We start from the raw sequence: 25,505 nt of genomic DNA on the forward strand, positions 1-25,505 counted from the left end.
ACTGATTCATGCAGAAAATAGTTAAAGAATTACAGCAACACGTACCATTCAAGGATACTACTGAAATTGGCGACATCGTTCTGATAGCTGCCAAAGAGCCTCAGATGCTCATGTATGCCAAGGTTACCGATATAGAGCGCGACCCAAGCAGGAAAGATGAATGGTGGCATGTACACTTTTCTGTACTCTCGATACCGTTGCAGAATATGGTCTGGACTTTGCGAACATCGCAGATGACAGGGGAGATTTTCACCATGGGCGGAGAGGAACGATTTGTCCAGGCAATTGATTTCCAGGCCGAGCAGGATGTGGAAACACCTGAACCCGATCAGGAGACCGGAACACCCGAAATGAAGAAACCTGCAGGCAAAATTCACTCTTTGAAACGAGTCAAATAGCCTCCGGATGTGTGTACCTTTCCATGATTGAACGCGATCTTATTAAGCACATTGCTGCCAAAGCACATAGGTCTCATCCCAATCTCCTTAAAGGCATAGGGGACGATTGTGCTGTTTTCAGCCAGGAGGCAGATCGGGAGTGGCATATATCGACAGATATGCTGGTGCAGGGTGTCCATTTCGACACAAGCTGGCACCAGCCATACCTGCTGGGACGTAAATCTCTTGCCGTCAATATAAGTGATATTGCTGCGATGGGAGCGAAACCGCAGTTTGCCCTTCTTTCAGTCGGCCTTCCAGGAGATTTGGACAGCAACTGGATTGAGAGTTATGTGGATGGAGTGTTGGCTATTCTCGATGAATACCAATGCGTGCTCGTCGGCGGCGATACCGTATCGGCAAAACAACTCACTATTTCCGTCACCGTCCTGGGGACAGCCCCCCGCGGATGCTCTATACCCAGAGATGGAGCCGCGTCCGGGGATAGTGTCTATGTGTCTGGAAACCTTGGTTCATCAGCTGCCGGTCTTTATCTTTGTCAAATGCGGAAGGCAAGCGATCCGGGTTTACAGGAATTAGCCTGGCAGCAACTGGTCATGGCCCATCTGGACCCAAAGCCTCGAGTTGCGCTCGCTGAAATACTTTTACAAAGCGGGATGGTCACCTCAATGCAGGATATTTCAGACGGAATTGCTACAGATCTCAGCCATCTCTGCACCGCAAGTAAGGTTTCTGCGATCATTGAGGAGAAGAGCTTACCGGCGCATGCTGAACTTATTGAGATGTGTGGTCAACTCAATGTGTCACAGCAAGACTTTCAGCTGAAAGGCGGAGAGGATTATGAGCTCGTCTTTACAGTCAGGAGTGGGGCAGAAGAGATGTTTGAGAACTACTGCAGGGAACAACGCCGAAAAGCTGCAGAAAAAGGGCAACCGGATATTCCTGTTGTTACCAGGATAGGCGTAATTCAGCCGGGTGATGGTGTATGCATGCGCACTCACTCAGGAGAACTGATCGATATCGCATACCAGGGTTACGAGCACTCCTCGTAACCCTGATTCATATTTCGTTCTATGCAGCTTAATTCGACTCTTCCCCTGGCAGCAGGAACGATAGCCTCACCATATCCAGACCCGTCTTCAGCTGGCGATAGCTGATATTGGGGGATTTGTTCAGCATGACCTTGGATGCCTTTACAGCATCTGTATCTTTATATTTGTCTGAAAGATATATAATTTCGCTGATTCCAGCCTGGATGATGACCTTGGTGCACTCATTGCACGGAAACAGGCCGACATAAAGACGACAGCCTCTAAGGTCGGTGGTAATAGCGTTAAGCACCGCATTGAGTTCGGCATGACAGACGTACGGGTATTTGGTATCGAGAAAGGCTCCTTCACGATTCCAGGGCATCTCGTCATCAGAGCAGCCCCAGGGAAATCCGTTGTATCCGACGCCAACGATCTTGTTTTGATCATTGGCGACACATGCTCCGACCTGGGTACTGGGGTCTTTGCTGCGCTGGGCCGAAAGCAGTGCGACCGCCATGAAGTATTCATCCCAGCTTAAATAGTTGGTTCGTTTCATAATTATCCGAAAATTTACAGTAGGTATTATTGGGAATCAGGTCGGTTGTACTTTCGACGCTTGTAGCTCCACTTGGTGATACCGCACGCCTTATCGACAAAGCTTTTGATTACGTCGAAGTATCTATCGCCACCAACCTCAACGATGTTGTTATGGTCAGCACCCGGAACCATGATGAACTGCTTGGCTCTTGCACCGCTGCAGGCCTGAAGTTTTTCTGCTAGCTGTATCGGGATGATGGTATCCCTTGCACCATGAAGAATAAGTGTTGTCAGCTTGATTTCTGCAATTTTTTCGCTGTTACCGAAGCAGTCTTCTTCAGTTAGTTCAGCTTTCTCAGAATCGATACCGAGGTTTTCAGTCAGAGGCAGGGTGTCTGAGAAGCCGCTCTCGATAATCAGACCCTTCAAAACCTTCTGGTGGCGTTGGACAAGGTCGATTGCCGCAGCAGAACCGAGGGAACGTCCCATTGCGAAGATGGAACCGGTAAAGCCTTTTTCCTCAAGCCAGACCTGAGCCTTCTGCAAAATAATATCCGTATCGGCAAGCATACTGGTAACAGTGGGGCTGCCGGTACTCCAGCCATAACCCCGGTAGGTTGTAACAAGAAAGTTCATACCAAATTGATTGTATTTTGCACCTACCTCATCATAATCTGCAACCGTCTCACCGTTACCGTGGAAAAAGATGATTGTTGGAGCTTCTTTGCCGGCGGCATGAAAGCGGCAACCGAGAACGATATTTTCTTCAACTGTACAGTCAAAGTCGCAAGCGTTCTCAGGAAGAGGCGTACGTTCGAGCTGGAGCGGATAGAAGATATGCGAGAGAATTTCAGGGCGATCAAGTTTACTGTAATTAGACATGTTTATAATAGGATATGTATTAAGGGGAAGTTGCCCTGTTTTATATGCTTATATAGCTCAGAGGCAAAAATATTCAGCGTACTCAATGAGGCTGCAGTCTACAGTAGATGAAGGAAAAATTCCATATCTGAAACCTGGGCTATACAGGCGGCCGGAATTATTCGGAAAGTAAAGAAAAGATTAACCAGTTCAAGGCTAATGCCGCCTTGAGCAGATTGGTGATTTTTTATAACAAGATTGGGTGGTCGATAGTATTCCAACCCACGGAAGCTGTGTGAATAACCTCTTAACCTCCATCTCCTTCCATTTACATTCAATCTGATCCCCTTGCAGTTCAGCAGGAACTGGTCGGATATTAAGCCTAAGGTGACAGGCTCAACTCATTCCCTTTTTTCCCCGAATACCGGCTATAGAACCCATAGATCAGCGCCGGTCTGCTCCGCATGCTACCCTTTATGTCTTCCTTGCATACAAATTGCTGATAGGTAGCCAGAGAATTATAAGATATAACGATTTGTGTTATAGGATATGCTTGTGTATATAATGGTTTGTTTTTACCTGGACTAAATATTAACTACCTGACAATACAACAAGTATATCAATTATTATGGACGCCCTAAGCCTCAGGTTACATCCCGGGCAGGATCTCAAAGCAGAACTTGATCGACTGGTCGAAGAACATGAAATTGAAGCGGCCTGTATCCTTACCTGTGTAGGGAGCCTAACCACCGCAGTGTTGCGATTCGCCAACAGAAATAGTCTGGAAAAACTCGCTGGACATTTCGAGATAGTTTCATTGACAGGGGTCCTGTCCAAGCATGGCTCGCACTATCATATTGCCATTGCTGATGAACGCGGCACAACGTACGGCGCCCATTTGATGGATGGCTGCACAATCTATACTACAGCAGAAATCGTTATTGGCATCATTCCGAATATTTCATTTTTACGGGAATTTGACGTGCATACAGGATACCCGGAACTGGAAATCGTTTCCCTACCACAAGAAAGGAGCAAAGAGCATGAGCCTCAGTAAACAATTCAAAGAAGATTTTACCACCACGACCATAGTACTGATGTCAATTGCAATTGTTATCAATATCGTCGCCGGGCAATTGGTATCGATGCTCAAGCTTCCGATATTTCTTGACTCAATAGGTACAGTTCTGGTCGGTCTGCTCGCCGGTCCCTGGGCAGGCGGCCTTACCGGGCTGCTAACCAACCTGATCTGGGGCATGATCAGTTCTCCTGTCGCCGCAGCTTTTTCACCCGTGGCAATGGTCATTGGTATTGCAGCAGGTCTGTGTGCAAAATACGGGCTGTTCAGGAGCTTGTGGCTGGCTATAATCAGCGGTGTGATCATTACAGTGTGCAACGCTGTTGTTGCCGTGCCAATCAGGCTCTACATGTTTGGTGGTATCACCGGATCCGGTGCCGATTTCATGACTTCCTACATGTTGGCACTCGGTAAGGATCTGTTCGGTTCTGTAGTTGTTACTGTCTTTACTTCAAATCTGCTCGACAAGGTTGCCACTGCAGTACTTGCCTGGGGTATCGTACAGGCCCTGCCGGAAAGAACAATTGGGCGACTGAACAGGGCCAAATGCGTAGTTATAACCGGGTAAGGCGCTCTAGTTTAAAACTGGCTCTGCCGGATAATCCATAATTACCAGTGAGAGGCAGAGCCAGAGAGAAAATGCAGCCAAAGAGCACGACTACGACCCTCTTTATTGATAATAATTCGTGGGTTCAGCGCTTACATCCATTCACGAAGTTGTGTTATGTCCTGTTTGCTGGAGTGGGCGTCTACGCCGGACCTTCCGGGTTTGCGTATGACGCTCTGCTGCTTCTGGTCAATGTGGCTGTTGCAGGAAGTGCAGGGGTGCTGAAAGGGGCCTGGCGGACTTTCGTGCGGATTTTCCTGCCCTTGTTGCTGTTCATGATTCCCATCCATAGTGTGCTTTATCCCGGCAATCAGACCATTCTTCTTCATTTTTATGGGTTGAACATCTACCAGGAAGGTTTGATGTATGCCTTCAATACCCTGCTGCAGCTGGCAGCGGTGCTAACTGCATCTCTGCTCTTTGTCTTTACTACCCATCCGGCAGATCTCATTACGGCCATATCCCATTCCGGTAAATCACCAACCCTGGCATACCTGCTGGGCAGCCCCCTGTTGATGATGTCGGCTATGCAGGAGAGGGTGGCAACCATTCAGGCGGCCCAGCGTGCAAGAGGGTTGAACACCGGGGGGAATTTTATCCGGCGTATCTATAGCCTCGCCCCGCTCGTTGTTCCTCTGGTTGTGGGAGCCATCGTCGAAATAGAACAACGTGCTATCGCTCTGGAGGTCCGAGGCTTTAAGGCGACCACGCCCAGAACTTCAATTCGGATCCTGGATGATTCTTCATTTCAACGTATGACCAGATGGCTGATGGTAGCGACTGCCGCAGTTCTTGTTTTTCTCAGATTGTTAAGGTGAAGTATGCCCCAGCTTGAAACAGATAAACTCACGTATCATTATCCCGGATCTTCGCAGCCATCCCTCAAAGCTGTTTCGGTCAAGATCTCCGAGGGAGAATTCGTAGCGGTCATAGGTGCAAACAATAGTGGCAAATCTACCTTATGTTATGCCTTCACCGGTGTGGTTCCCCAGCTTTACCGTGGAAAGATGACGGGCAGGGTCCTCATCAACGGGACAGACAGCAGAGAAAAAACGGTGAGCGAGATTGCCCAGCACGTCGGGCTCGTGTTGCAGGTTCCCTGCAATCAGATGTCCGGGGTACGTTATACCGTTTTCGAAGAGGTCGCTTTCGGCCTTGAGAATCAGGGGATAGCAAGGGGAGAGATGACCAGGCAGGTTGAAAAAGTCCTGGCTATCATGGGCCTGGAGAAGTATTCGGCCTGTTCGCCGTACCATTTGTCCGGTGGGCAACAGCAGCGACTTGCACTGGCGACCGTATTGGCTGTGGATCCTGCCATCCTGGTCCTTGATGAGCCAACCACATTTCTAGACCCCCAGGGCGCAAAACTGACTTTTGACATCCTGCGTCGCTTGCAGCAACAAGGCAAGACCGTAGTGATAGCAGAACAGAAGCTCGACCTTATTGCAGAATATGCTGATCGTGTGCTTGCATTTGATAAGGGACGACTGGTGATGGATGGCCCACCGGGTGATGTACTCACCTCGCCCATGATAAAGAGTATCAGACTTGATTGGAACAGATATACGCAGGTAGCTGATCTGGCACGCCGGCAGGGGTTATGGCCGAAAGGGCTTCCATTGTCCACGTCGCTTTCCGGTACAATTGACGGACTTTTACAGGGCAGGGGTATTCATGGACATTCGCATTGATCACCTGTCATTTGACTATCCAGGTTCCATCCGTGCATTACAGGATGTGTCTCTTGAAATTCAATCTGGAGAACGTGTGGTGCTCATGGGGCACAACGGATCGGGAAAATCGACCCTTGCAAAGCATCTGAACGGTCTGTTCAGGCCCTTGACAGGTACGGTGTGGCTAGGTGGCAAAAATAGCGCAACGGCCGAAGTAGGTCAGTTGGCGGGTCAGGTGGCCCTGCTGTTTCAAAATCCGGACGACCAGATTTGCAAAAGAACTATATGGAATGAAGTCGCCTTTGGGCCGCGAAATCTCGGTTATCCTGCAGAGCGGATAGAAGCTTTGGTAGAGGAGGCTCTGGCCCTATTTGAGCTGACGACTTTCAAGAATAAAAATCCACATGATTTTGGTTATAGCGAACGCAAAAGAATCGCCATGGCGTCCATTGTGGCGATGGACACACCAATACTCGTTTTCGATGAGCCGACAGCAGGATTGGATTATTACGAAATTACCCTTTTCAGCAATGCATTGCTAAAGTTGCAAAATGAAGGAAAAACAGTCATTGTTATCGCCCACGATATGGATTTTGTGGCTGAAAATTGTTCCCGCGCGATATCTCTCACTGATGGCAAGGTGGTATTTGACGGCAACGTCAGGGAATTGTTCAAGCACCTTGAACTCATGACTGACTGTGGTATCCTGCAGCCCCAGGTCGTTCAGCTCAGTAACGCTTGTGGCCTGAGTTTACCTGCATTGTCCCCCCGTGAATTTATTGCGGAACTTGAAAAACAATTGACTTGAGAACATGGAACTCTATTTCACTTGCCCAAATAAACAGACTGTTTTTGGCACATCTGATTATTTTCTTCAGGATGGTTATGAAATAGTGGTGTCCGATTCCGGTGAAAAGAAACTTATCGGGAACGTTTCCTTGAGTTCAGAATGTCCTTTATGCGGTGAATATCACACCTACAGGGCTGAAGAGGTTATTTGTACATATGGCTGATAAGAAAGATGCAATACGACTTACCAAATGTGTGAAAGGCGGCGGTTGAGCTTCCAAACTTGCTCCAGCGGATCTGGAGCGTGCCTTGACCCAGTTACAATTTCCAACAGATGCAAATGTGCTCGTGGGAACAGCGACAGCAGACGATGCCGGAGTGTACAGGGTATCTGAAGAGTTGGCCCTGATACAGACGGTCGATTTCTTCACCCCTGTCGTTGACGATCCATATCAGTTTGGCCGCATTGCTGCAGCAAACAGTCTCTCGGATGTCTATGCCATGGGTGGTATTCCGAAGACGGCGATGAATATTGTCGCCTATCCGATGGACGTGATGGGCCCTGAGCCGTTAAGAGAGATACTTGCTGGTGGAGCTGATACCCTGAAAGAGGCGGAAACGGTTCTGCTGGGTGGCCACAGCGTTGAGGATAGCGAACTCAAATATGGGCTGTCGGTCACCGGCTTTATCCATCCTGATCGTGTTTTGAAAAACCAGGGACTTCGGGAAGGGGATAGTCTGATTCTTACCAAACCGCTCGGAACCGGCATAATCAATACGGCAATGAAGGGTGGGCTCGCATCTGACCAGACCATTGCCGCCGTCACGGAGTTTATGGCCAGTCTTAACAAAACAGCGGCTGAAGTAATGGAGCGCTTTTCAATTTCTGCCTGTACCGATGTTACCGGTTTCGGCCTGCTTGGGCACCTGGCAGAAATGCTAACAGGAACCGGCACCAAGGTCACCATAGATTCAGGTAAAATGCCCATAATGGCTATGGCGTATGAATTTGCGGCAATGGGGTTAGTGCCGGTTGGTGCTCACAGAAACAGGGAACACATACAGGATAGAGTTTCCATGCCGGCTGAATTTGACCCTGTCTTACGAGACATTCTCTTTGATCCACAAACCTCAGGGGGCTTGCTTATCGGTTGTCCTGAAAAAGAGAGTGACAGGCTCGTTCGGCAGCTTGCAGATAATGGTGTCGAAGCTGCCGCTGTTATTGGTGAAGTGGAGAGTGCAGCTGAAAATAGGATAATTCTCAAATAATAAGGATAGAGAGATGGCGAAAGAAATCGATGCGTGTGGATTAACCTGTCCTGCGCCAGTTTTGCTGGTAAAAGATGTCGTGGAAAAAGAAGAACTGAGCGAGTTACGCGTTATTGTAGATAATGCCGCTTCGTCGGAAAATGTAACACGTTTTCTCAATTCCAGAGGATATTCTGTTACTTCTGTTGCTGACAAAGGAAACAGTATACTCACTGCCAGCTTCGATGGTCAGCAGCGGGCAGAAAAAGTGCAACAAGCTGCTACCGATGTGACTCAGGAGACCCGAAAAAATGTGGTTTTAATAATGACGGACCGCATGGGGCAGGGAGATGACGAACTCGGTAAGAAATTGATGATCAATTATATCAAAACGCTGAAAGAGATGGGGCCTGAGTTGTGGCAGATAATTTTTGTGAACAGCGGAGTGAAACTGACCGTTAAATCGTCTCCTGTGGTTGAAGAATTACGAAACTACCAGAGTGAAGGGGTAACTATTCTGGCTTGCGGAACCTGTCTGGAACATTATGACTTACTTGCCCAGAAAGAGGTTGGCGATACAACCAATATGCTGGACATCGTAATGGCCACCCAATTGGCTGACAAGGTAATTACTCTGAGCTAACCCAATCGGCCGATAGGCCGATATGAATCGAAATTTGATCAGTTACTCTTTCCCCTGATTCCTTCTGGTCATTGCGATGAGGACGGTTGAAGTGTTTGCTTAGAGGGGAGTAGATAGGGAGCTGGCAATCTGGTCAGGATGTTTTCTATCAATCTTTGATAACTGATTTTAAAAAATTTCAGAACGTGAGTGTCAGTTCGAATCTCGATTTCTAAAGTTCAGACTAGATAAAAAAAAGGCCCCGGTCATCATTATGATGCCGGGGCCTTTCTTATTTCTGATTCTATACTTCAGGCTGCTCAACAGTTTGAAGTTAAAATAGCCTCATGTATTGAAATTCCATGCAATAGATGGGGTGGGCTATGGGACTCGAACTCACAAAAAATGTTTGCTCCCTGATAGCATGTCCAAAAAATGCTAATGAACAACGCTTGCAGCAAAAAAACGGCCATGAAATGGTGGTGACATGCGGGAGGCGATTAAACGTATAGTATTGAGGATGTTTCCGGAGCTGGCCGGTGGCTATCACCTGGACCGCTTTGCCCGAATAGTGAAAATTTCGGATTCGCCAGCCGGTGGTGAGACAAGCGACAGATTCAAACCGAAATTTGCTGCAGATATTGAAATCCTCACACCGGATGGAAACCCGGCTGAAGGTTTCCCGTTATATGAGGCGGTACCGCTGCAGGTCCCGGCTGCCGGAGAAAATGCCGGGATGTTTCACTGGCCGAGCCCCGGCACAATCGTAACCGTGAGGTGGATAGAGGGCAGGGCGGACCATCCTGTTATCCAGCACATCTATGCCATTGGCAGATCATTGCCAGCGGTACCAGATAAAATGGGCCGGTGGCAGCAGGCCGATGGTGTGTACCAGGTTGTGGACCCTGCAGGCAATTGGGAAAGAAAAACCGGTGGTTCGATTACCGACAGTGCCGCAACCATCACCGAAAACGCAACCGGCAACCGGACCGAAACCGTGGGCGGGAGCTCAACAGAGAATGTTTCAGGATCCAAAACCACCACTGCCGGTGGTGGCTATCATGTTTCAGCACCTAAAATTTCGATCAGCGCACCAGGAGGACCAAGCCTATTGCCAGAACTTACTGGCGCCCTGGATGCTTTGGCAACGCACACCCACCCGGGTGATGGTCAAGTGAGCTCTGTTTCATCCTCTGTTCTCTCAGATTCTACCAGCGCCGGATCCGCTAGCACCAACTTGCAAAAACTCCAGTAGCACTAATATGTTCACAGCACATTAGATGGAAAAGAAATTCTTAAATGTGTCGTGAAATGTACTTTTTGATAAGCAATAATCCTACCTGAAGTTTTTCCCATCTAGCCCAAGGCACTACAATCACTACATTTCACAGCAAGTTCTCTTTCAATGGGCAGATATACGCATTGACAACTTTCATGTTTTTGGGTCATGTTGTTTGACACATATGTATCTGCTATTGCTTGTTTTTTACACATATGAAGTTTGGTGAGTGGCGGTCCAATCATTCTGTATAACACTCATTTTTTGATGTTATACAGATCTGTATAATTACTTGTTATGCAAACGAAAATGAGATGTATATGAAGAAGTACTTAGCAATCTCTATAGTTGTGCTTGTTTTAACAAATGTCTTTTGGTTCTATAAAATTATCGACATTGGAATAACACACACTTATTTTAAAGTAAGTTATGAAGAAAAAGTACGGGGCTTAGAAATACTAACGAATCTAGTATTAAAAGGTGCGCAGAAATATTCTAAAAAAGACTTGCTTGTTACTATTAGAGAACAAAATCCTAATGCATTCATAGTTGAAGATGACGAGCGAATTAGCATAGATGGCGTATCCTTCATATATGAAAATGAGAAAATGATTCAGATAAGATATTAAACTTAAAGCATAACAAGTCATTAGAGAGGGTCGCGTAAAAGGCACGCGCCCCTCAATTCCACGTTACACTTTTTAAACACGAACATATGAATTCTAAAACTACTAAATTTCTTGATGAAATGGCAGGAACCTTCTTAGAACGATTTAAAGATGTAGAAAATTTCGTGCAATATAATGAGAAGGCTTGGCATGAAGCCGAATCCGAGGGGAACTACAAAAAAATTGGGTATCTACATGTAAACAATAAGGCCAAGTGCATAATCCAGCTTTGGTATGATAAAAATAGTACAAAAAAAAGGTGGTGGTTTGGGTTCTGTTTTAGTGATCTAGAAACATTTGAATTATTTGTAAAGATAGCAAATTTAAAAAATATAATAGAATTTAGCGAATCAGGGTTTAATCCAAATTGGGTAGATAACTTAGTTCAAGAAAAGTGGAAGGATGAAACGGAATATTATTTGGGCATATATTCGTCCAAAAACAACGAAGAGAACGCTCAAACCAAAATCGTAAATATTTCAAACAACCTATACAATCGCGCTTGGACAATACAAGAGCTAGAAGCAACTGTTTCTAAATACATAGAGATGCGAGAAAAAGAAGAAAATGGAGAGAAATTTATAAAAAAATCATATTACGAATCTCTCTCAAATGAATTTGGCCGAACTACAAAGTCATTTGAATATCGAATGCAGAACATATCATACGTTTACGCTCTTATGGGACGCAAATGGATAACAGGTTTAAAGCCTGCAAGTCACATAGGTAGTAAAACAGTTGAAGAAATAGAGAATATAATAAATAGAATTGAGGGTCAAATCTCATATCCAGCAGCAAAATTTGCATCAGCAGTTAACGAGCTAAAAAAAAATAAAAATATTCCTCCTCCACGTGGAAGTAAAAGACCTAAAAAAACAACAAGTGAGTCAACACAATACAATAGAGATCCAGCAATCGTTGCCTGGGTACTCAACAACGCTAGAGGGATATGTGAAAGTTGTTCCAAGCCAGCACCATTCACGAAGGAAGATGGCACATTTTTCTTAGAAGTCCATCATATGAAAAATTTAGCTGACAAAGGCTCAGACACCATTACTAATGCTATAGCTCTCTGTCCTAATTGCCACAGAATGTTACATTACGGAGAGGACAAGGCAAGGAAAATTGAGAGCCTCTATTCACAAATGGATAGATTGGTTCGAGAATAGAATTGTATAACGAATAAGGATAGATTGTGATCGCAAAGCGATCCACAATCTTATCCGTGGTTGAACAAGCCCGGCTTTTCTCCTAAGGAAATATCTTTTGAAAGTAATTACCCTGGAAGGGGGCCTTGAATTCTAGCTGTAATTATAGAGCATAGTTATCCCTTCACCTGACAAGGTGTGAAAGAAACAGATTGTTTTCATAGACTGCATTACCTCCTGCTGAATTTATGTGAGAGCAGCGTCCAGGCTAATCATTATCCTGATCTGCCGTAGTCGAATCGAAAGCGTATCACCAGCATAGCCGCCTTGCATTTTGGGCAGGAATACTTTGGCCTTTGCCGCTGTTTTGGCACTATTGGGGTAAAGACATGCAGTATAAGCTGAATGAGGGTTCTGATTTTTCTGGCATTGGCGTGCAGAAAACCGTAATCCCGCACGCGTCTGAAGCCTCTCGGCAGGACATGCTTGACCAGGATGTTCAGGAAATCCTCTGCTTTTACTGTGGAATATCTTAGCTCATCAGTCCTACTGTCACGGTACTTGAAAGTGACATTTCCGTTGTGACTTGCCACAATATTTTTCTCGCTGATGACGCCTCGATAGAGATATCTGGCCAGATATTTCAGGGCCGGGAAGCCATTGCCCACGCATTCACAATGGGCAACCCACTTTTCAGGCAGATTTTGAGGCAGGGACAGGCCTGTTGATTTCAGCATGTCGAGGAATTTGCCGCGGAAGGTTTTGGCCAGGGCAAATCCATTGAAGAGATAGTCATTTTTCACCTTTCTCCACTTGCCGAATCGTTTATCTATACCGCCGCCAGGGATGAGTACATGAATGTGGGGGTGAAACGAGAGGTCTCGCGCGTGGGTGTGCAGGATCATGGTCATGCCGATCTCCGCTCCAAGATGTTTTGGGTTCGCAGCAAAGGATCTAAGGACTTCAGCGACGCATTTGAACATCAGGGAATAGACAGTTTTCTGGTGCCCGTATGCCAGGTATCGCAGTTCATATGGTAAGGTAAAGGTGGCCAGGAAGTAGGGGACCGGCATGAGCTTCGCCTGCTGTTTATCAAGCCAGGAACTGGTCTGGTGATTGAGGCAGGTTGGGCAGTGGCGGTTGCCGCACGAGAGGGGGCGCCATTCTCCATGCTGGCAATCAGGGCATCGTGCATAGAGTTCGCCAGATTGAGGGGTTCGACACTGCTGTATGTCCCTCAAAGCCCTCAGTTGCTCTGGGATGGCATTGCCGCCATGACGAATCATGTACAGGTCGAAGTATTTGTTGATGAGTGATTTAATGTCCATGTTGCTTCCTCGTTGGGTTCAGCTCCATGGAATTGATCAGCTCGTTTATGGTGGCAATGCTATCCTTTTCCGCGGTGTAGGTGAGCTGGGCGTAACGGGCAGTGGTTGTGGGGCTTGAATGCCCGAGAAGTTCCTGGATGTGGCGAAGGCTTAAACCCGCTTCGAGGAGGTGGGTGGCAAAGCTGTGTCTGAGGGAGTGGATGGAGACTTTTTTTTAATGTTACAGGCTGCAACCACCGCTTTCATGGCCTGCTGGGTGGAACCGATGTTCATGTGAGAGGTTGCCCTGATGATGGTTTCAGCAGAGCCTCTATAGTTTGGGAAAAGCAGCTTGGGATGGCGATGATCCTGCCAGAGAATGCGTAATGCCTTCAGGGTTCGATCAGGCAGTGGAACCAGACGATCTTTATGTCCTTTGCCTCTGCGGATATGTACCCGTCTGCGATTGGCATCGATATCTCCGATCTGTAAAGAAAGTGCTTCCTGTAAACGCAACCCCATGGAGTAAGTAGTAAAGAGAAAGACCCGGTAACGGAGTTTGCGCGTGTTGTGAACAAGTAAGGCAACTTCTTCTCTAGTAAGGATATCCGGGATTGTTTTCACAGTTGGTGGCTTGACGATATTGAGCCATTGCCAGTCCTGCTCCAGGACGTGCTTCCAGAAGAACATCAGGCCGAGCCTGTCGAGCTTTACCGTACTCCAGGAATAGTTTTCTACCAGACGGGTAAAATAATCTTCGAGCTGCTCCACCGACAGTTGATCTGGGCAACAATCAAAATGTTCGGTAAGACGACGAACAGCCCGGGCATAGGCGCTGATAGTTGCCTGACTCTTGCCTTGAAGCGTAAGCTTTTTCAGGTGCCGATCGTAAAGGATTTCAAAACGTTTGGAATCTTTTGCCTTCATGGTATACTCCTTTTTCTGTAAGTGTCCGGAATTGGACTCTTTACTGAAGTATACTCAAGACCTCTGCCGCGTAGCGGCTTCGTTCAACAACCCAATAAACACGGGCCCGGAAACAACGCGCAGGCCGGTCATTGCAACGTTGAGCAATCTAACAAAGAACAATTATGTATATTCACAAAATAATAAGTTATAAAAATTCTTGGGAATTAATGACACAAAACCATTCGACTGAGTTGAGTGAAGCGCTCGGAGCTTTAGATGACTTCATTGGTGGTAGAATCGTAGTGGACCCTAATGCAGGGTTTAGATCAGCTCGTGAAGACTGGAATAAGGCTCTTTATGATAAGGGATGGGAGTTAAAAGAAAATACGCTCTACACTCCTGACGGTAGGAGAGTGTTTATGGGTAGAATGGGTGCAATTAAAAATGAAGTCAGTGCATCAATACCCATCGGTAGGATCGAACATATTAGTCGCTGGTTATTTCAACAAAGTGCATTAGCAGTAAAGTTAGGAATTATCAAATTGCCTGTAATGTTTATGCCAATGCGCAGCTATGCGAGCAGCATTGACCAATCTTGGCTATCAAGTAGAACCTTCGAGGCTGATTATTCACAGATTGAACTCTTATCCCCTCTAAGTCACCAATTTCCTTTTCTGATTATTGGATACTCAAATCAAGCACTACTTATAGAACCTGAATTAATCGAAATTGAATCAGATTCTTATGTAGAGCCAAGTAATAGCATCGTAGATCGTTGCATTGAATTTCCTCCAGAATATCATCAGGCCGGATTAGATATACTCAATTATTTTGGGACCTACATTAGAGAGCAATACCCAGAAGAGAACGCATCCGTAAAAATCGAACAGCAAGGGTTGAATGTAAGATTACTTATTGAAACTGAAAGCGGTAAATCTGAAATTGTTGAGAAAGCTCTGCATGAGTACGAACTCATTGTAACCGGAGTTGAACCACCGGAGAAATTCGCTAAAAGTGATAAGCTGGTTTTGGAGTTACGTAACGAACTTAGGATAGCTCAATTCAGGCTCCAATCTCAGCAAGATATGATAGGCCTACAAAACAATCGTATTGATAAGTTGCTAGATTTAGTAGGTGTTGGATTATCCAGTAAAAATAATATTTGTGTCGATATCAGCCCGCAAGTATCAATGACAAACAATCTTCAAGTTAACCACAATGTTATTTCGGCCCTTGGAAGTTTAGGAGAGCTTATTGAATTGGTTCCTCCATCAAGTAATTTTGGGTTAGCTCTTAAAGAGCTTGAAGGATCCCTTGAGTCGATTGAAAAAAATCAGACCCCGATTCAGTAAAAAAATCACCTGCCTTAAGAAAATTTAAAAGAATAATTGATAAAGTCTCTGAGGGTAACAATGAACTAAGTACTGCAATTGAGAAAGTTGAATCAGGAGTAGAAATATTTAAAGAACTTGCCGGAAAATATAACAAAATTGCAGAGTGGTGTGGTTTGCCACAAGTTCCAACGATATTTACAAAACAATAATACAGGAATACAAAAGAATAACTGGCAACCACCGTTTAATAATACTACCATGCCGATCAATCAACTTTAACAGTGGTCTGTCCCGAATGGCGCTAGTTTAAGCGTGTTTTATAGGTGAAAAGCAACTGAATATATTGGCAAAAATTGGTATAATTTGCTATGCGAAACCAACACCAAATCATGCCAATGTTGCCCGGTTTTCACCTTCCCAAACGAGGTAGAAAACCTCATAGCCAACAACAAAAATTTGCTCGAAAAATCACTTCCCTCAGACAGAACTCTTTTAAACAGATAGGAGAGATTTTTGGGCAATTCATTCCCACGAAATTGCTCAAACAGGATCCTTCGGGAAAGATGAGCAGACGACGTTTGTTTACCAAGGAAAACACTTTTTGGTCCTTCTTAGGCCAAGTCCTTGATGCAGACGGTGGATGTAGAGAAGCTGTAAAAAAGTTGCAATCATATGCATCTAACCACGGCCTTCGGCTTCCATCATCATCTACCGCTTCATATTGCTGTGCACGTAAGAAATTAGATGAAAATCTGCTTGTTGAGGTGTTTCAACATACTGCTAAATGGTCCGGAGCACGACGTGCATCTCATTCATTAAATGATCGCCAGGTAATTGTTGTTGATGGGACAGGTGTTACAATGGCGGATACAGCAGAAAATCAAGAGCTTTGGCCACAGTCATCGAACCAGAAACCAGGATGCGGCTTCCCCTCAGCACGAATATGCGCATACTTTTCATTGCAAACCGGAACAATGCTCAGCTATGCCATCGGTAATAAAAAGAGTAACGAACTTCCATTGTTCCGTAAGCAGTGGTCCACCTTTGAGGCTGGTGATATCTTTCTTGGTGATAAAGGTTTTTGTAGTTACTTCGATTTAGCCGAGCTGAAAAAACGCTGTGTTGATAGTGTGATAACACTTGCTCGTAGAAAACCAGTCGGTAGGAAAAACTGCATTAAAGAATTCGCTCCTGATGATCTACTGATTGAATGGAAAAAACCAGTATACAGGGAAATGGTGTCGTATTCGCGGAAAACCTGGGAGGACCTTCCCGACAAACTCGTTATGAGACAAATCAAAGTAAAGGTGACTCAATCAGGGTTTAGAACAAAAGAATTTCATATTGTTACCACGCTAATCGATCAAGATCAGTACCTGAAAGACGAAATTGCAGCGTTATACCTTAAGCGTTGGGATGTCGAACTTTTCTTTCGTGATATCAAGACAACGATGGGATTTGATATCCTCCGGTGCCAATCGCCTGAAATGATAAAGAAAGAAATTTTAATGTACTTCATAGCGTACAACTGCATCCGGCGCATAATGTTACAAGCGACACAGCTGGTAGACATTGATATCCGGTCTATCAGTTTCAAAGGAAGTCTACAGGCTATTAGAAGTTGGGAACCACGGTTGGGGTCCTCTAGGTTGAGCACAAATGAAAGACAAAACATGCTCTCAGATTTATCCTTTGTCGTGGCTCGTTGCAAAGTTTTCGACAGGCCTGGACGAAGCGATCCGCGGTGTCTTAAGCGAAGACCAAAACCTTATCAGTTACTCAACAAACCTAGGAGTGAAATGGTCGAAATACAGCATCGGAGCAGATATGAAAAAAAGGCTTAAACTAGCGCCATTCTGGTCTGTCCCCGATTGTTTGCAAGGGACGTGCAAAAGGCGCGCGGCCCTGAACTCCACGTTAGGGATTTAAAATGAATAAGATAGAGCAATCTGAGAAGCTAATCCAGTGGACAGACGAAAAGATAAATGGATTAGAGTTTAAAGCTGATGGCCGCAAGGAAATTGTTGCTGCAAGTTTAGATGTAGCAATGGAACATCAGAAAGCAATAATAACCCTTATTGCACGTGAATTTTATGGTTCAGCTTTTTCACTTATTCGTGTGCTGTTCGAAACATATATAAGAAGTTTGTGGCTGAACTATTGTGCAAGCGATAAAGAACTAGAAAAGTTTAAGAAAAATAAATTGGACAAACAATTCCAAGAGTTAATAAACGATATCGAGCAAATTAAAGGTTATAGTGGTGGCACTTTATCAAAAGCAAAAAAGGCTGGTTGGAAAGCAATGAATAGCTTTACCCACAGTGGCTTTACGCAAATAGAAAGAAGGTACAGTCAAGATAGTATTTCACCGAATTACGATCAAGTGGAAATAGATGAAGCAATAGACTTCTCAAACGCTACAGGTTTACTGTGTTGTCTGGAAATTTCCTTCTTAACAGACAACGAAAAAATATCACAAGAACTTCTTGAAAAAATAAAAGAAATTTAGCCCTAACCAGGCGCTCAATAAGGACTGCTGTCAGGCGGCTAATCCGTTCTTAAAATCCTTCGTGCTCTATCAAAAGGATCAAAATTCATTGAAACCCCAACGGTGCCAGCGGCCTGTTAGCTCAACGTTATGAAAAGAATATGACCATCAAACCTCCAGAGACTGTTGTCGAAATTGAACACCAGTTATTGCCAAAATATGTTACCGCATCAAATAGATTTTTTGAATTTACAACCGATTATGCATTTGTAACAATATTTTGCATATCTACCCCTCTTATCTTTTACTGTTTTGATAGTGCTAGTGGTAAGAGTTTCTATTTAGAGAAGCTTGGAATAATTTTCCCCATTATTGGGTTGTTAATGACAATTAAACATAGGTTTGTCAAAAATGGCAAAACCTTCAAGGATTATAATAGATCCTATTCAGGAGTAGGGACTTTTGATGAGTACTATCTGAGCAAGTCACAAGCAGAAAAAGTAAAGGGTATCGCTAAAGAAGAAACAACCGGTTTTTGGATTATTATTTTAGGAACAATATTAGGTTTATTCGCTCAATACATTCCTTTAATAACATAAATGTATAACAACTCGTTACAATGGACGCGACGCGATAAAGCCTCGCCCCTGAATTCAACGTTATCTATTAAGGAAATATATGGAAGTCATAAGTATTGCCCTGGACAAATTATCTAACTCAATGCGTTTGTATACAGAAGAATGTTCAAAATTCCATAAACTCAAGCTCATAGATATGGAAGAAGCTATAGATAATTTGGACCGAACATTTGAAGCAAAACTTGAAGCATTCCATAGTCTATACGATGTGTCAAAAGACAATTTCCCTTATTTTGAAAATGCTGACACTGCCTTCTTGATTATGCTTAGGAATGCCATTCACCACAGAGATCACCTCTTATTCAGCAGTTGGAATTCAGAGATGCTATTAAATGACGGTCTGGAAAAGAATTATGGTGCTGCATTTTTAATGGCCAGTCATATTGTAAATGAAGACGATTTCACTTCCCAATATTATTACAAATTAGATGATATCTATGCTCGAATTGACCCTTCTTTAGATTCACCTTATCTAGAAAAGAAAATGAGTAGAAGCAAGAAGCTGAAATTATTGAAACAGTTGAAAGATGAACTCTGTTTTGAATTAGTAACTGAGCAGGCGAAAAAAGAAAGATATCCCAACAAACAGATATACATTAATATTGTTCCGATATTCATCTCAGCTATGGCTAAAATCTTCACTTGCTTTCAGAATGAAGGTTTAGAATTTAAAAGATTCGACACAGACGTTTATGGGAAACACTTCACATCTGGTATCAAAGTTGATTTCACAAAAATTAAATACAAACAAGTTCGTATTCAATAAAAATATCAGTAAGTATTAAGAAAAGATAACAAACCAATAAAAACGGCCCCGCAAACAGCGCGCGTGCCGGTTATCTTAACGTTGTATAAAAAATGTTAACATACGATACTTGTTCTTAAACTATAAATAGCTGAAATGGATAAGCCATCATTATTATATAAATACACATCAGTTCGCAATATTTAACACTTGCTAGATGTGGTAATCGAAAACAAGTTATATTTTTCAAGCCCTTTCGGTTTTAATCAAAACAATAGGGGACAGACCAGAATGGCGCTAGTTTAAGCGTGTTTTATAGGTGAAAAGCAACTGAATATATTGGCAAAAATTGGTATAATTTGCTATGCGAAACCAACACCAAATCATGCCAATGTTGCCCGGTTTTCACCTTCCCAAACGAGGTAGAAAACCTCATAGCCAACAACAAAAATTTGCTCGAAAAATCACTTCCCTCAGACAGAACTCTTTTAAACAGATAGGAGAGATTTTTGGGCAATTCATTCCCACGAAATTGCTCAAACAGGATCCTTCGGGAAAGATGAGCAGACGACGTTTGTTTACCAAGGAAAACACTTTTTGGTCCTTCTTAGGCCAAGTCCTTGATGCAGACGGTGGATGTAGAGAAGCTGTAAAAAAGTTGCAATCATATGCATCTAACCACGGCCTTCGGCTTCCATCATCATCTACCGCTTCATATTGCTGTGCACGTAAGAAATTAGATGAAAATCTGCTTGTTGAGGTGTTTCAACATACTGCTAAATGGTCCGGAGCACGACGTGCATCTCATTCATTAAATGATCGCCAGGTAATTGTTGTTGATGGGACAGGTGTTACAATGGCGGATACAGCAGAAAATCAAGAGCTTTGGCCACAGTCATCGAACCAGAAACCAGGATGCGGCTTCCCCTCAGCACGAATATGCGCATACTTTTCATTGCAAACCGGAACAATGCTCAGCTATGCCATCGGTAATAAAAAGAGTAACGAACTTCCATTGTTCCGTAAGCAGTGGTCCACCTTTGAGGCTGGTGATATCTTTCTTGGTGATAAAGGTTTTTGTAGTTACTTCGATTTAGCCGAGCTGAAAAAACGCTGTGTTGATAGTGTGATAACACTTGCTCGTAGAAAACCAGTCGGTAGGAAAAACTGCATTAAAGAATTCGCTCCTGATGATCTACTGATTGAATGGAAAAAACCAGTATACAGGGAAATGGTGTCGTATTCGCGGAAAACCTGGGAGGACCTTCCCGACAAACTCGTTATGAGACAAATCAAAGTAAAGGTGACTCAATCAGGGTTTAGAACAAAAGAATTTCATATTGTTACCACGCTAATCGATCAAGATCAGTACCTGAAAGACGAAATTGCAGCGTTATACCTTAAGCGTTGGGATGTCGAACTTTTCTTTCGTGATATCAAGACAACGATGGGATTTGATATCCTCCGGTGCCAATCGCCTGAAATGATAAAGAAAGAAATTTTAATGTACTTCATAGCGTACAACTGCATCCGGCGCATAATGTTACAAGCGACACAGCTGGTAGACATTGATATCCGGTCTATCAGTTTCAAAGGAAGTCTACAGGCTATTAGAAGTTGGGAACCACGGTTGGGGTCCTCTAGGTTGAGCACAAATGAAAGACAAAACATGCTCTCAGATTTATCCTTTGTCGTGGCTCGTTGCAAAGTTTTCGACAGGCCTGGACGAAGCGATCCGCGGTGTCTTAAGCGAAGACCAAAACCTTATCAGTTACTCAACAAACCTAGGAGTGAAATGGTCGAAATACAGCATCGGAGCAGATATGAAAAAAAGGCTTAAACTAGCGCCATTCGGGACAGACCAGAATGGCGCTAGTTTAAGCGTGTTTTATAGGTGAAAAGCAACTGAATATATTGGCAAAAATTGGTATAATTTGCTATGCGAAACCAACACCAAATCATGCCAATGTTGCCCGGTTTTCACCTTCCCAAACGAGGTAGAAAACCTCATAGCCAACAACAAAAATTTGCTCGAAAAATCACTTCCCTCAGACAGAACTCTTTTAAACAGATAGGAGAGATTTTTGGGCAATTCATTCCCACGAAATTGCTCAAACAGGATCCTTCGGGAAAGATGAGCAGACGACGTTTGTTTACCAAGGAAAACACTTTTTGGTCCTTCTTAGGCCAAGTCCTTGATGCAGACGGTGGATGTAGAGAAGCTGTAAAAAAGTTGCAATCATATGCATCTAACCACGGCCTTCGGCTTCCATCATCATCTACCGCTTCATATTGCTGTGCACGTAAGAAATTAGATGAAAATCTGCTTGTTGAGGTGTTTCAACATACTGCTAAATGGTCCGGAGCACGACGTGCATCTCATTCATTAAATGATCGCCAGGTAATTGTTGTTGATGGGACAGGTGTTACAATGGCGGATACAGCAGAAAATCAAGAGCTTTGGCCACAGTCATCGAACCAGAAACCAGGATGCGGCTTCCCCTCAGCACGAATATGCGCATACTTTTCATTGCAAACCGGAACAATGCTCAGCTATGCCATCGGTAATAAAAAGAGTAACGAACTTCCATTGTTCCGTAAGCAGTGGTCCACCTTTGAGGCTGGTGATATCTTTCTTGGTGATAAAGGTTTTTGTAGTTACTTCGATTTAGCCGAGCTGAAAAAACGCTGTGTTGATAGTGTGATAACACTTGCTCGTAGAAAACCAGTCGGTAGGAAAAACTGCATTAAAGAATTCGCTCCTGATGATCTACTGATTGAATGGAAAAAACCAGTATACAGGGAAATGGTGTCGTATTCGCGGAAAACCTGGGAGGACCTTCCCGACAAACTCGTTATGAGACAAATCAAAGTAAAGGTGACTCAATCAGGGTTTAGAACAAAAGAATTTCATATTGTTACCACGCTAATCGATCAAGATCAGTACCTGAAAGACGAAATTGCAGCGTTATACCTTAAGCGTTGGGATGTCGAACTTTTCTTTCGTGATATCAAGACAACGATGGGATTTGATATCCTCCGGTGCCAATCGCCTGAAATGATAAAGAAAGAAATTTTAATGTACTTCATAGCGTACAACTGCATCCGGCGCATAATGTTACAAGCGACACAGCTGGTAGACATTGATATCCGGTCTATCAGTTTCAAAGGAAGTCTACAGGCTATTAGAAGTTGGGAACCACGGTTGGGGTCCTCTAGGTTGAGCACAAATGAAAGACAAAACATGCTCTCAGATTTATCCTTTGTCGTGGCTCGTTGCAAAGTTTTCGACAGGCCTGGACGAAGCGATCCGCGGTGTCTTAAGCGAAGACCAAAACCTTATCAGTTACTCAACAAACCTAGAAGTGAAATGGTCGAAATACAGCATCGGAGCAGATATGAAAAAAAGGCTTAAACTAGCGCCATTCGGGACAGACCACGATTTAAGTACTGCAGAAAATGACTGGCGCCTTATATACCATAAAAAGTTCCCTGGATGCTTTGGCAACTCACATCCATCCTGGAAACGGTCAAGTTATGCGATGTTTCATCTTCTTCTCTTTCAGCGCTGGATCTGCAAGCACCAACTTGTTAAAACTCCAATTATTCAGTTCGACTTCTATAACTTTTCCTCTTTGTTTTAGCGGACAGAGGAAAACAACGGTAAATCTGAGATATAACCCAATTGATTCAATTAATTATTTTAGGATAAAATGAAAAATATTGGGCGATACTTGCTGTCGCAGCAGTTTTTGAAAGATGTTATTTTTTGGATGTTCACATTCGACGCTTTGCTTCAAACTAAATTTAAGGTCAGAGACTTAATACCAATATTAACGGGTGTTTTGATGTGGGCTGGGATCTATTATTTGATTTATGAATTTCTAGTTTGCATCCTTCTGGATTAATAGGGTGGAATAATAGGGGGCGGATCACGATTTAAGTATTGCCGCAAATAACTGGCGCCTTGGATACCAACCATAAATAGTTCTCTGGATGCTTTGGCAACACCCACCCTGGAACCAGTCAAGCTAAGCGACGTTTCATCTTCTGTATTTCAGCGCCGGATCCGCAAGCTCCAGCTTGCAAGAACTCCAATAGTTCCATTTGCCTTTCACAACATTTCCTCTTTATTCTAGTTAACTGATAAAAAAAAAGTCCCCAAAGCATTAATTCTTTGTAAATTCAGCGGTATTACACAAAATAGGCGAGGATCCGTTTTTTTACGAAACTCTGCAAACTATTGCTAACCATGCAATGGGCTTTTTCTCAAGCACTCCAGCCAATGGCCAAGGCCCACAGACCGATTGCCAACACCACCTTAATTGCCAATAAACGTATCAAATATCGCTAAGGAGAGGTGTGGAGGAGCGCTTTTTTTTCGGCTTTCCTATTTTTGGCGAGAGCCTAAGAAAAGAATAGACTCACCATGCTCCTGCCAGGGCTTTCAGAGCTTATTGGCGAAATGGAAGGGTAGTTGCATGGATGTTAGGCCGGCTAGCTCGTCAAAGTGCCTTCCCTGTGATTTTTATAAGTCGCTCTTGTATAGTCTGGAGTGTAGCAACCCTATACGAAAGCTCTTTCGCGTCTATCATGCTTCTGGTTCTTTTAAAAGGTACTTTCTGCCGGATCAAAGCGAAAAGACCGCAGCCACCATGCAGGTTGTGGAAATGCAGAAAAAGAGTAGGGGAGTGGTAAAGAAACTAAAGAATCTAGGCTGAAAGGGGAGTTCAGACTGTAAAGACAGAAAAAGCCCTGGTCATCAATGTGATGACCAGGGCTTTTTTTATTTCTGAACGACCAGGCTGAATTCGTACCGAACAACCGAGTTGAACAGTGTAATTTACAAAACTTTAAGCTGAACAACTACTGAACAACATTATTTCAGTCTTAAATCTGCTCAAAAAATTGAAATTACAAGAAATAGATGGGGTGGGCGATGGGACTCGAACCCACGGCCTCTTGGGCCACAACCAAGTGCTCTAACCAACTGAGCTACGCCCACCATCTATCATCTTTTCATGTGCGTCTTAAGCGAGCAACTATATACAAATTAAATGAATCTTTTGCAACCAGTTAACCCGGAAATACGATAAAAAAGTCAAAGAAGCAGAAAACACTATAATCGATATGTCTATTCTAGCATTCATGACCCCATGCTTTCCAGACCGTCGATGAAAAACAGGGCATTTTGTACAATCCCACGCAATGTGGTCGTGCAGGTGGGATCCAATAAAAAAAGGCGGATAGCATGTCGCTATCCGCCTTATACAAATCAGATGGGGTGGGCGATGGGACTCGAACCCACGGCCTCTTGGGCCACAACCAAGTGCTCTAACCAACTGAGCTACGCCCACCATCTGTTATGTGCTGCTCAAGAGACGTCCTTTATACTCGCTCGATTTCCCTTTTGCAACAATATTTTTTACATATCTGCTTTACAGTGCATACACTTAGCAGCCTGTGCCTTAATAATCTCAGAACAATAGGGACATTCTTTTTTGAAATTATTCTGCAGCAGTTGGGATATCACCATGTTGATATCCTGCTCAAAAGAGGTATCGCGAAAGGTGTGGTTGCGAAGCGGGTCTATACAGGCAAGATCATTGAGAGGTAGCAGCAGGCTGATCGCTTTTTTACGCTGCTCTCTGTTTGCCGCCTCATCCAGGATGAGCGTCAGGACCGGTCCAAGGTCCTTTTTGGCCACACAGCTATCAAGTGCCTCGGTTGCTTCTTTTTCCTTATTGTATCTGGTATTTTGCTGCAAGATAGCTTCCGGGTCAATGATACTTCCCTTGAAAGCCATGGCATTACCGACCATCATCACGTTGCCTTCCTTGCTGCCAGGGAGTTCCATATAGCGATAGGAAGATCTGTGACCGTACTGTTCTTCAATTCGTTTCCAGCCGTTTTTAAAGAGAGAGCACTCATCATTAAGGCAGATGAAAAGTACATCAGAACCCCAACCGAGGCCGTCCCCAACGTGGAATTGCGGTGCTTCACAACATTCCAATTTCTGCTTGCAGTGAGGACAGACGTGCTCTTCCTCAAGAAAACTGTAATCTGTGTTAAACATGCGCCAACGCTCCTGTAAAAAATGAAATACATCTGCATGTATTGCAGATGTTTAAGTTTTTAAGAAATT

At 44.0% G+C, this 25,505-nt stretch carries 23 protein-coding genes, 2 tRNA genes and 1 pseudogene; 19 read left to right on the forward strand and 7 right to left on the reverse strand.

Annotated elements, in window-relative coordinates:
• Nucleotides 1–8 precede the first annotated feature (8 nt).
• Nucleotides 9–398, forward strand: a complete 390-nt coding sequence (locus FCL45_RS14705) for a hypothetical protein (protein ID WP_136799252.1) — start codon at nucleotides 9–11, stop codon at nucleotides 396–398.
• A 23-nt stretch (nucleotides 399–421) separates the two neighbouring features.
• Nucleotides 422–1,450, forward strand: coding sequence for a thiamine-phosphate kinase (gene thiL / locus FCL45_RS14710; RefSeq protein WP_136799251.1), 1,029 nt, complete (start codon nucleotides 422–424; stop codon nucleotides 1,448–1,450).
• 28 nt (nucleotides 1,451–1,478) lie between these two features.
• Here thiL and FCL45_RS14715 read toward each other — a convergent pair whose 3' ends face one another.
• Nucleotides 1,479–1,985, reverse strand: coding sequence for a deoxycytidylate deaminase (locus tag FCL45_RS14715; protein WP_136799250.1), 507 nt, complete (start codon nucleotides 1,983–1,985; stop codon nucleotides 1,479–1,481).
• A gap of 26 nt (nucleotides 1,986–2,011) precedes the next feature.
• A complete protein-coding gene (locus FCL45_RS14720) occupies nucleotides 2,012–2,848 on the reverse strand; it encodes an alpha/beta hydrolase (protein WP_136799249.1) in 837 nt (278 codons plus the stop codon).
• 607 nt (nucleotides 2,849–3,455) lie between these two features.
• Here FCL45_RS14720 and FCL45_RS14725 point away from each other — a divergent pair.
• From FCL45_RS14725 to FCL45_RS24380, 10 genes are all read left to right on the forward strand, one after another.
• Nucleotides 3,456–3,884 (forward strand): PPC domain-containing DNA-binding protein, encoded by a 429-nt coding sequence (locus FCL45_RS14725; RefSeq protein WP_136799248.1) that lies wholly within the window; start codon nucleotides 3,456–3,458, stop codon nucleotides 3,882–3,884.
• Nucleotides 3,871–4,473: an ECF transporter S component gene (locus FCL45_RS14730; protein WP_136799247.1), complete on the forward strand. Its 603-nt coding sequence runs from the start codon at nucleotides 3,871–3,873 to the stop codon at nucleotides 4,471–4,473. The genes FCL45_RS14725 and FCL45_RS14730 overlap by 14 nt, the downstream gene beginning before the upstream one ends.
• Nucleotides 4,474–4,544: 71 nt before the next feature.
• The gene (locus tag FCL45_RS14735) at nucleotides 4,545–5,330 is read left to right on the forward strand and encodes an energy-coupling factor transporter transmembrane component T family protein (protein ID WP_136799246.1); all 786 of its coding nucleotides are present in this window, start codon (nucleotides 4,545–4,547) and stop codon (nucleotides 5,328–5,330) included.
• Nucleotides 5,331–5,333: 3 nt separating this feature from the next.
• On the forward strand, nucleotides 5,334–6,203 hold the full coding sequence (locus FCL45_RS14740) for an energy-coupling factor ABC transporter ATP-binding protein (protein WP_136799245.1): 870 nt from the start codon (nucleotides 5,334–5,336) through the stop codon (nucleotides 6,201–6,203).
• On the forward strand, nucleotides 6,187–6,993 hold the full coding sequence (locus FCL45_RS14745) for an energy-coupling factor ABC transporter ATP-binding protein (protein ID WP_136799244.1): 807 nt from the start codon (nucleotides 6,187–6,189) through the stop codon (nucleotides 6,991–6,993). The genes FCL45_RS14740 and FCL45_RS14745 overlap by 17 nt, the downstream gene beginning before the upstream one ends.
• A gap of 197 nt (nucleotides 6,994–7,190) precedes the next feature.
• The gene (gene selD, locus FCL45_RS14750; protein WP_136799243.1) at nucleotides 7,191–8,243 is read left to right on the forward strand and encodes a selenide, water dikinase SelD; all 1,053 of its coding nucleotides are present in this window, start codon (nucleotides 7,191–7,193) and stop codon (nucleotides 8,241–8,243) included.
• A gap of 13 nt (nucleotides 8,244–8,256) precedes the next feature.
• Complete coding sequence (yedF, locus tag FCL45_RS14755; protein ID WP_136799242.1) at nucleotides 8,257–8,865, forward strand: sulfurtransferase-like selenium metabolism protein YedF; 609 nt, start codon at nucleotides 8,257–8,259, stop codon at nucleotides 8,863–8,865.
• 466 nt (nucleotides 8,866–9,331) lie between these two features.
• The gene (locus FCL45_RS14760) at nucleotides 9,332–10,099 is read left to right on the forward strand and encodes a hypothetical protein (protein ID WP_136799241.1); all 768 of its coding nucleotides are present in this window, start codon (nucleotides 9,332–9,334) and stop codon (nucleotides 10,097–10,099) included.
• A 344-nt stretch (nucleotides 10,100–10,443) separates the two neighbouring features.
• Complete coding sequence (locus FCL45_RS14765; RefSeq protein ID WP_136799240.1) at nucleotides 10,444–10,752, forward strand: Imm58 family immunity protein; 309 nt, start codon at nucleotides 10,444–10,446, stop codon at nucleotides 10,750–10,752.
• Nucleotides 10,753–10,838: 86 nt separating this feature from the next.
• Nucleotides 10,839–11,960, forward strand: a complete 1,122-nt coding sequence (locus FCL45_RS24380) for an HNH endonuclease (RefSeq protein ID WP_217907583.1) — start codon at nucleotides 10,839–10,841, stop codon at nucleotides 11,958–11,960.
• Between the two features lie 254 nt (nucleotides 11,961–12,214).
• Here FCL45_RS24380 and FCL45_RS14775 read toward each other — a convergent pair whose 3' ends face one another.
• Together FCL45_RS14775 and FCL45_RS25105 are read right to left on the reverse strand one after the other, a co-directional pair.
• Complete coding sequence (locus tag FCL45_RS14775) at nucleotides 12,215–13,267, reverse strand: IS91 family transposase (RefSeq protein WP_176360015.1); 1,053 nt, start codon at nucleotides 13,265–13,267, stop codon at nucleotides 12,215–12,217.
• Nucleotides 13,257–14,173 (reverse strand): annotated as a pseudogene (locus tag FCL45_RS25105) (tyrosine-type recombinase/integrase). The gene FCL45_RS14775 and the pseudogene FCL45_RS25105 overlap by 11 nt, the downstream one beginning before the upstream one ends.
• Nucleotides 14,174–14,337: 164 nt before the next feature.
• Here FCL45_RS25105 and FCL45_RS14790 point away from each other — a divergent pair.
• The 7 genes from FCL45_RS14790 (at nucleotide 14,338) to FCL45_RS14820 (ending at nucleotide 22,775) form a co-directional block, all read left to right on the forward strand.
• Nucleotides 14,338–15,507: a hypothetical protein gene (locus tag FCL45_RS14790; protein ID WP_217907584.1), complete on the forward strand. Its 1,170-nt coding sequence runs from the start codon at nucleotides 14,338–14,340 to the stop codon at nucleotides 15,505–15,507.
• Between the two features lie 371 nt (nucleotides 15,508–15,878).
• Nucleotides 15,879–17,333: an IS4 family transposase gene (locus FCL45_RS14795; protein ID WP_217907577.1), complete on the forward strand. Its 1,455-nt coding sequence runs from the start codon at nucleotides 15,879–15,881 to the stop codon at nucleotides 17,331–17,333.
• Between the two features lie 86 nt (nucleotides 17,334–17,419).
• The gene (locus tag FCL45_RS14800; protein WP_136800030.1) at nucleotides 17,420–17,998 is read left to right on the forward strand and encodes a DUF6988 family protein; all 579 of its coding nucleotides are present in this window, start codon (nucleotides 17,420–17,422) and stop codon (nucleotides 17,996–17,998) included.
• A 140-nt stretch (nucleotides 17,999–18,138) separates the two neighbouring features.
• Nucleotides 18,139–18,576, forward strand: coding sequence for a hypothetical protein (locus FCL45_RS14805; RefSeq protein WP_136800031.1), 438 nt, complete (start codon nucleotides 18,139–18,141; stop codon nucleotides 18,574–18,576).
• 79 nt (nucleotides 18,577–18,655) lie between these two features.
• The gene (locus FCL45_RS14810; protein WP_136800032.1) at nucleotides 18,656–19,381 is read left to right on the forward strand and encodes a hypothetical protein; all 726 of its coding nucleotides are present in this window, start codon (nucleotides 18,656–18,658) and stop codon (nucleotides 19,379–19,381) included.
• 364 nt (nucleotides 19,382–19,745) lie between these two features.
• Entirely contained in the window at nucleotides 19,746–21,200 is a 1,455-nt protein-coding gene (locus FCL45_RS14815) for an IS4 family transposase (RefSeq protein ID WP_217907577.1), read from the forward strand.
• A 120-nt stretch (nucleotides 21,201–21,320) separates the two neighbouring features.
• Nucleotides 21,321–22,775, forward strand: a complete 1,455-nt coding sequence (locus FCL45_RS14820) for an IS4 family transposase (protein ID WP_217907577.1) — start codon at nucleotides 21,321–21,323, stop codon at nucleotides 22,773–22,775.
• Between the two features lie 1,513 nt (nucleotides 22,776–24,288).
• On the opposite strand, the gene FCL45_RS14825 is transcribed toward FCL45_RS14820, so the two are convergent.
• The 3 genes from FCL45_RS14825 to FCL45_RS14835 form a co-directional block, all read right to left on the reverse strand.
• Nucleotides 24,289–24,365, reverse strand: a tRNA-His gene (locus FCL45_RS14825).
• A gap of 275 nt (nucleotides 24,366–24,640) precedes the next feature.
• Nucleotides 24,641–24,717: transfer RNA gene (locus tag FCL45_RS14830), tRNA-His, on the reverse strand.
• A gap of 68 nt (nucleotides 24,718–24,785) precedes the next feature.
• A complete protein-coding gene (locus tag FCL45_RS14835; protein ID WP_136796751.1) occupies nucleotides 24,786–25,436 on the reverse strand; it encodes a zinc ribbon domain-containing protein in 651 nt (216 codons plus the stop codon).
• Nucleotides 25,437–25,505 lie beyond the last annotated feature (69 nt).

The sequence above is a fragment of the Desulfosediminicola ganghwensis genome (genome assembly GCF_005116675.2).
GTDB classification, from domain to species: domain Bacteria; phylum Desulfobacterota; class Desulfobulbia; order Desulfobulbales; family Desulfocapsaceae; genus Desulfopila; species Desulfopila ganghwensis.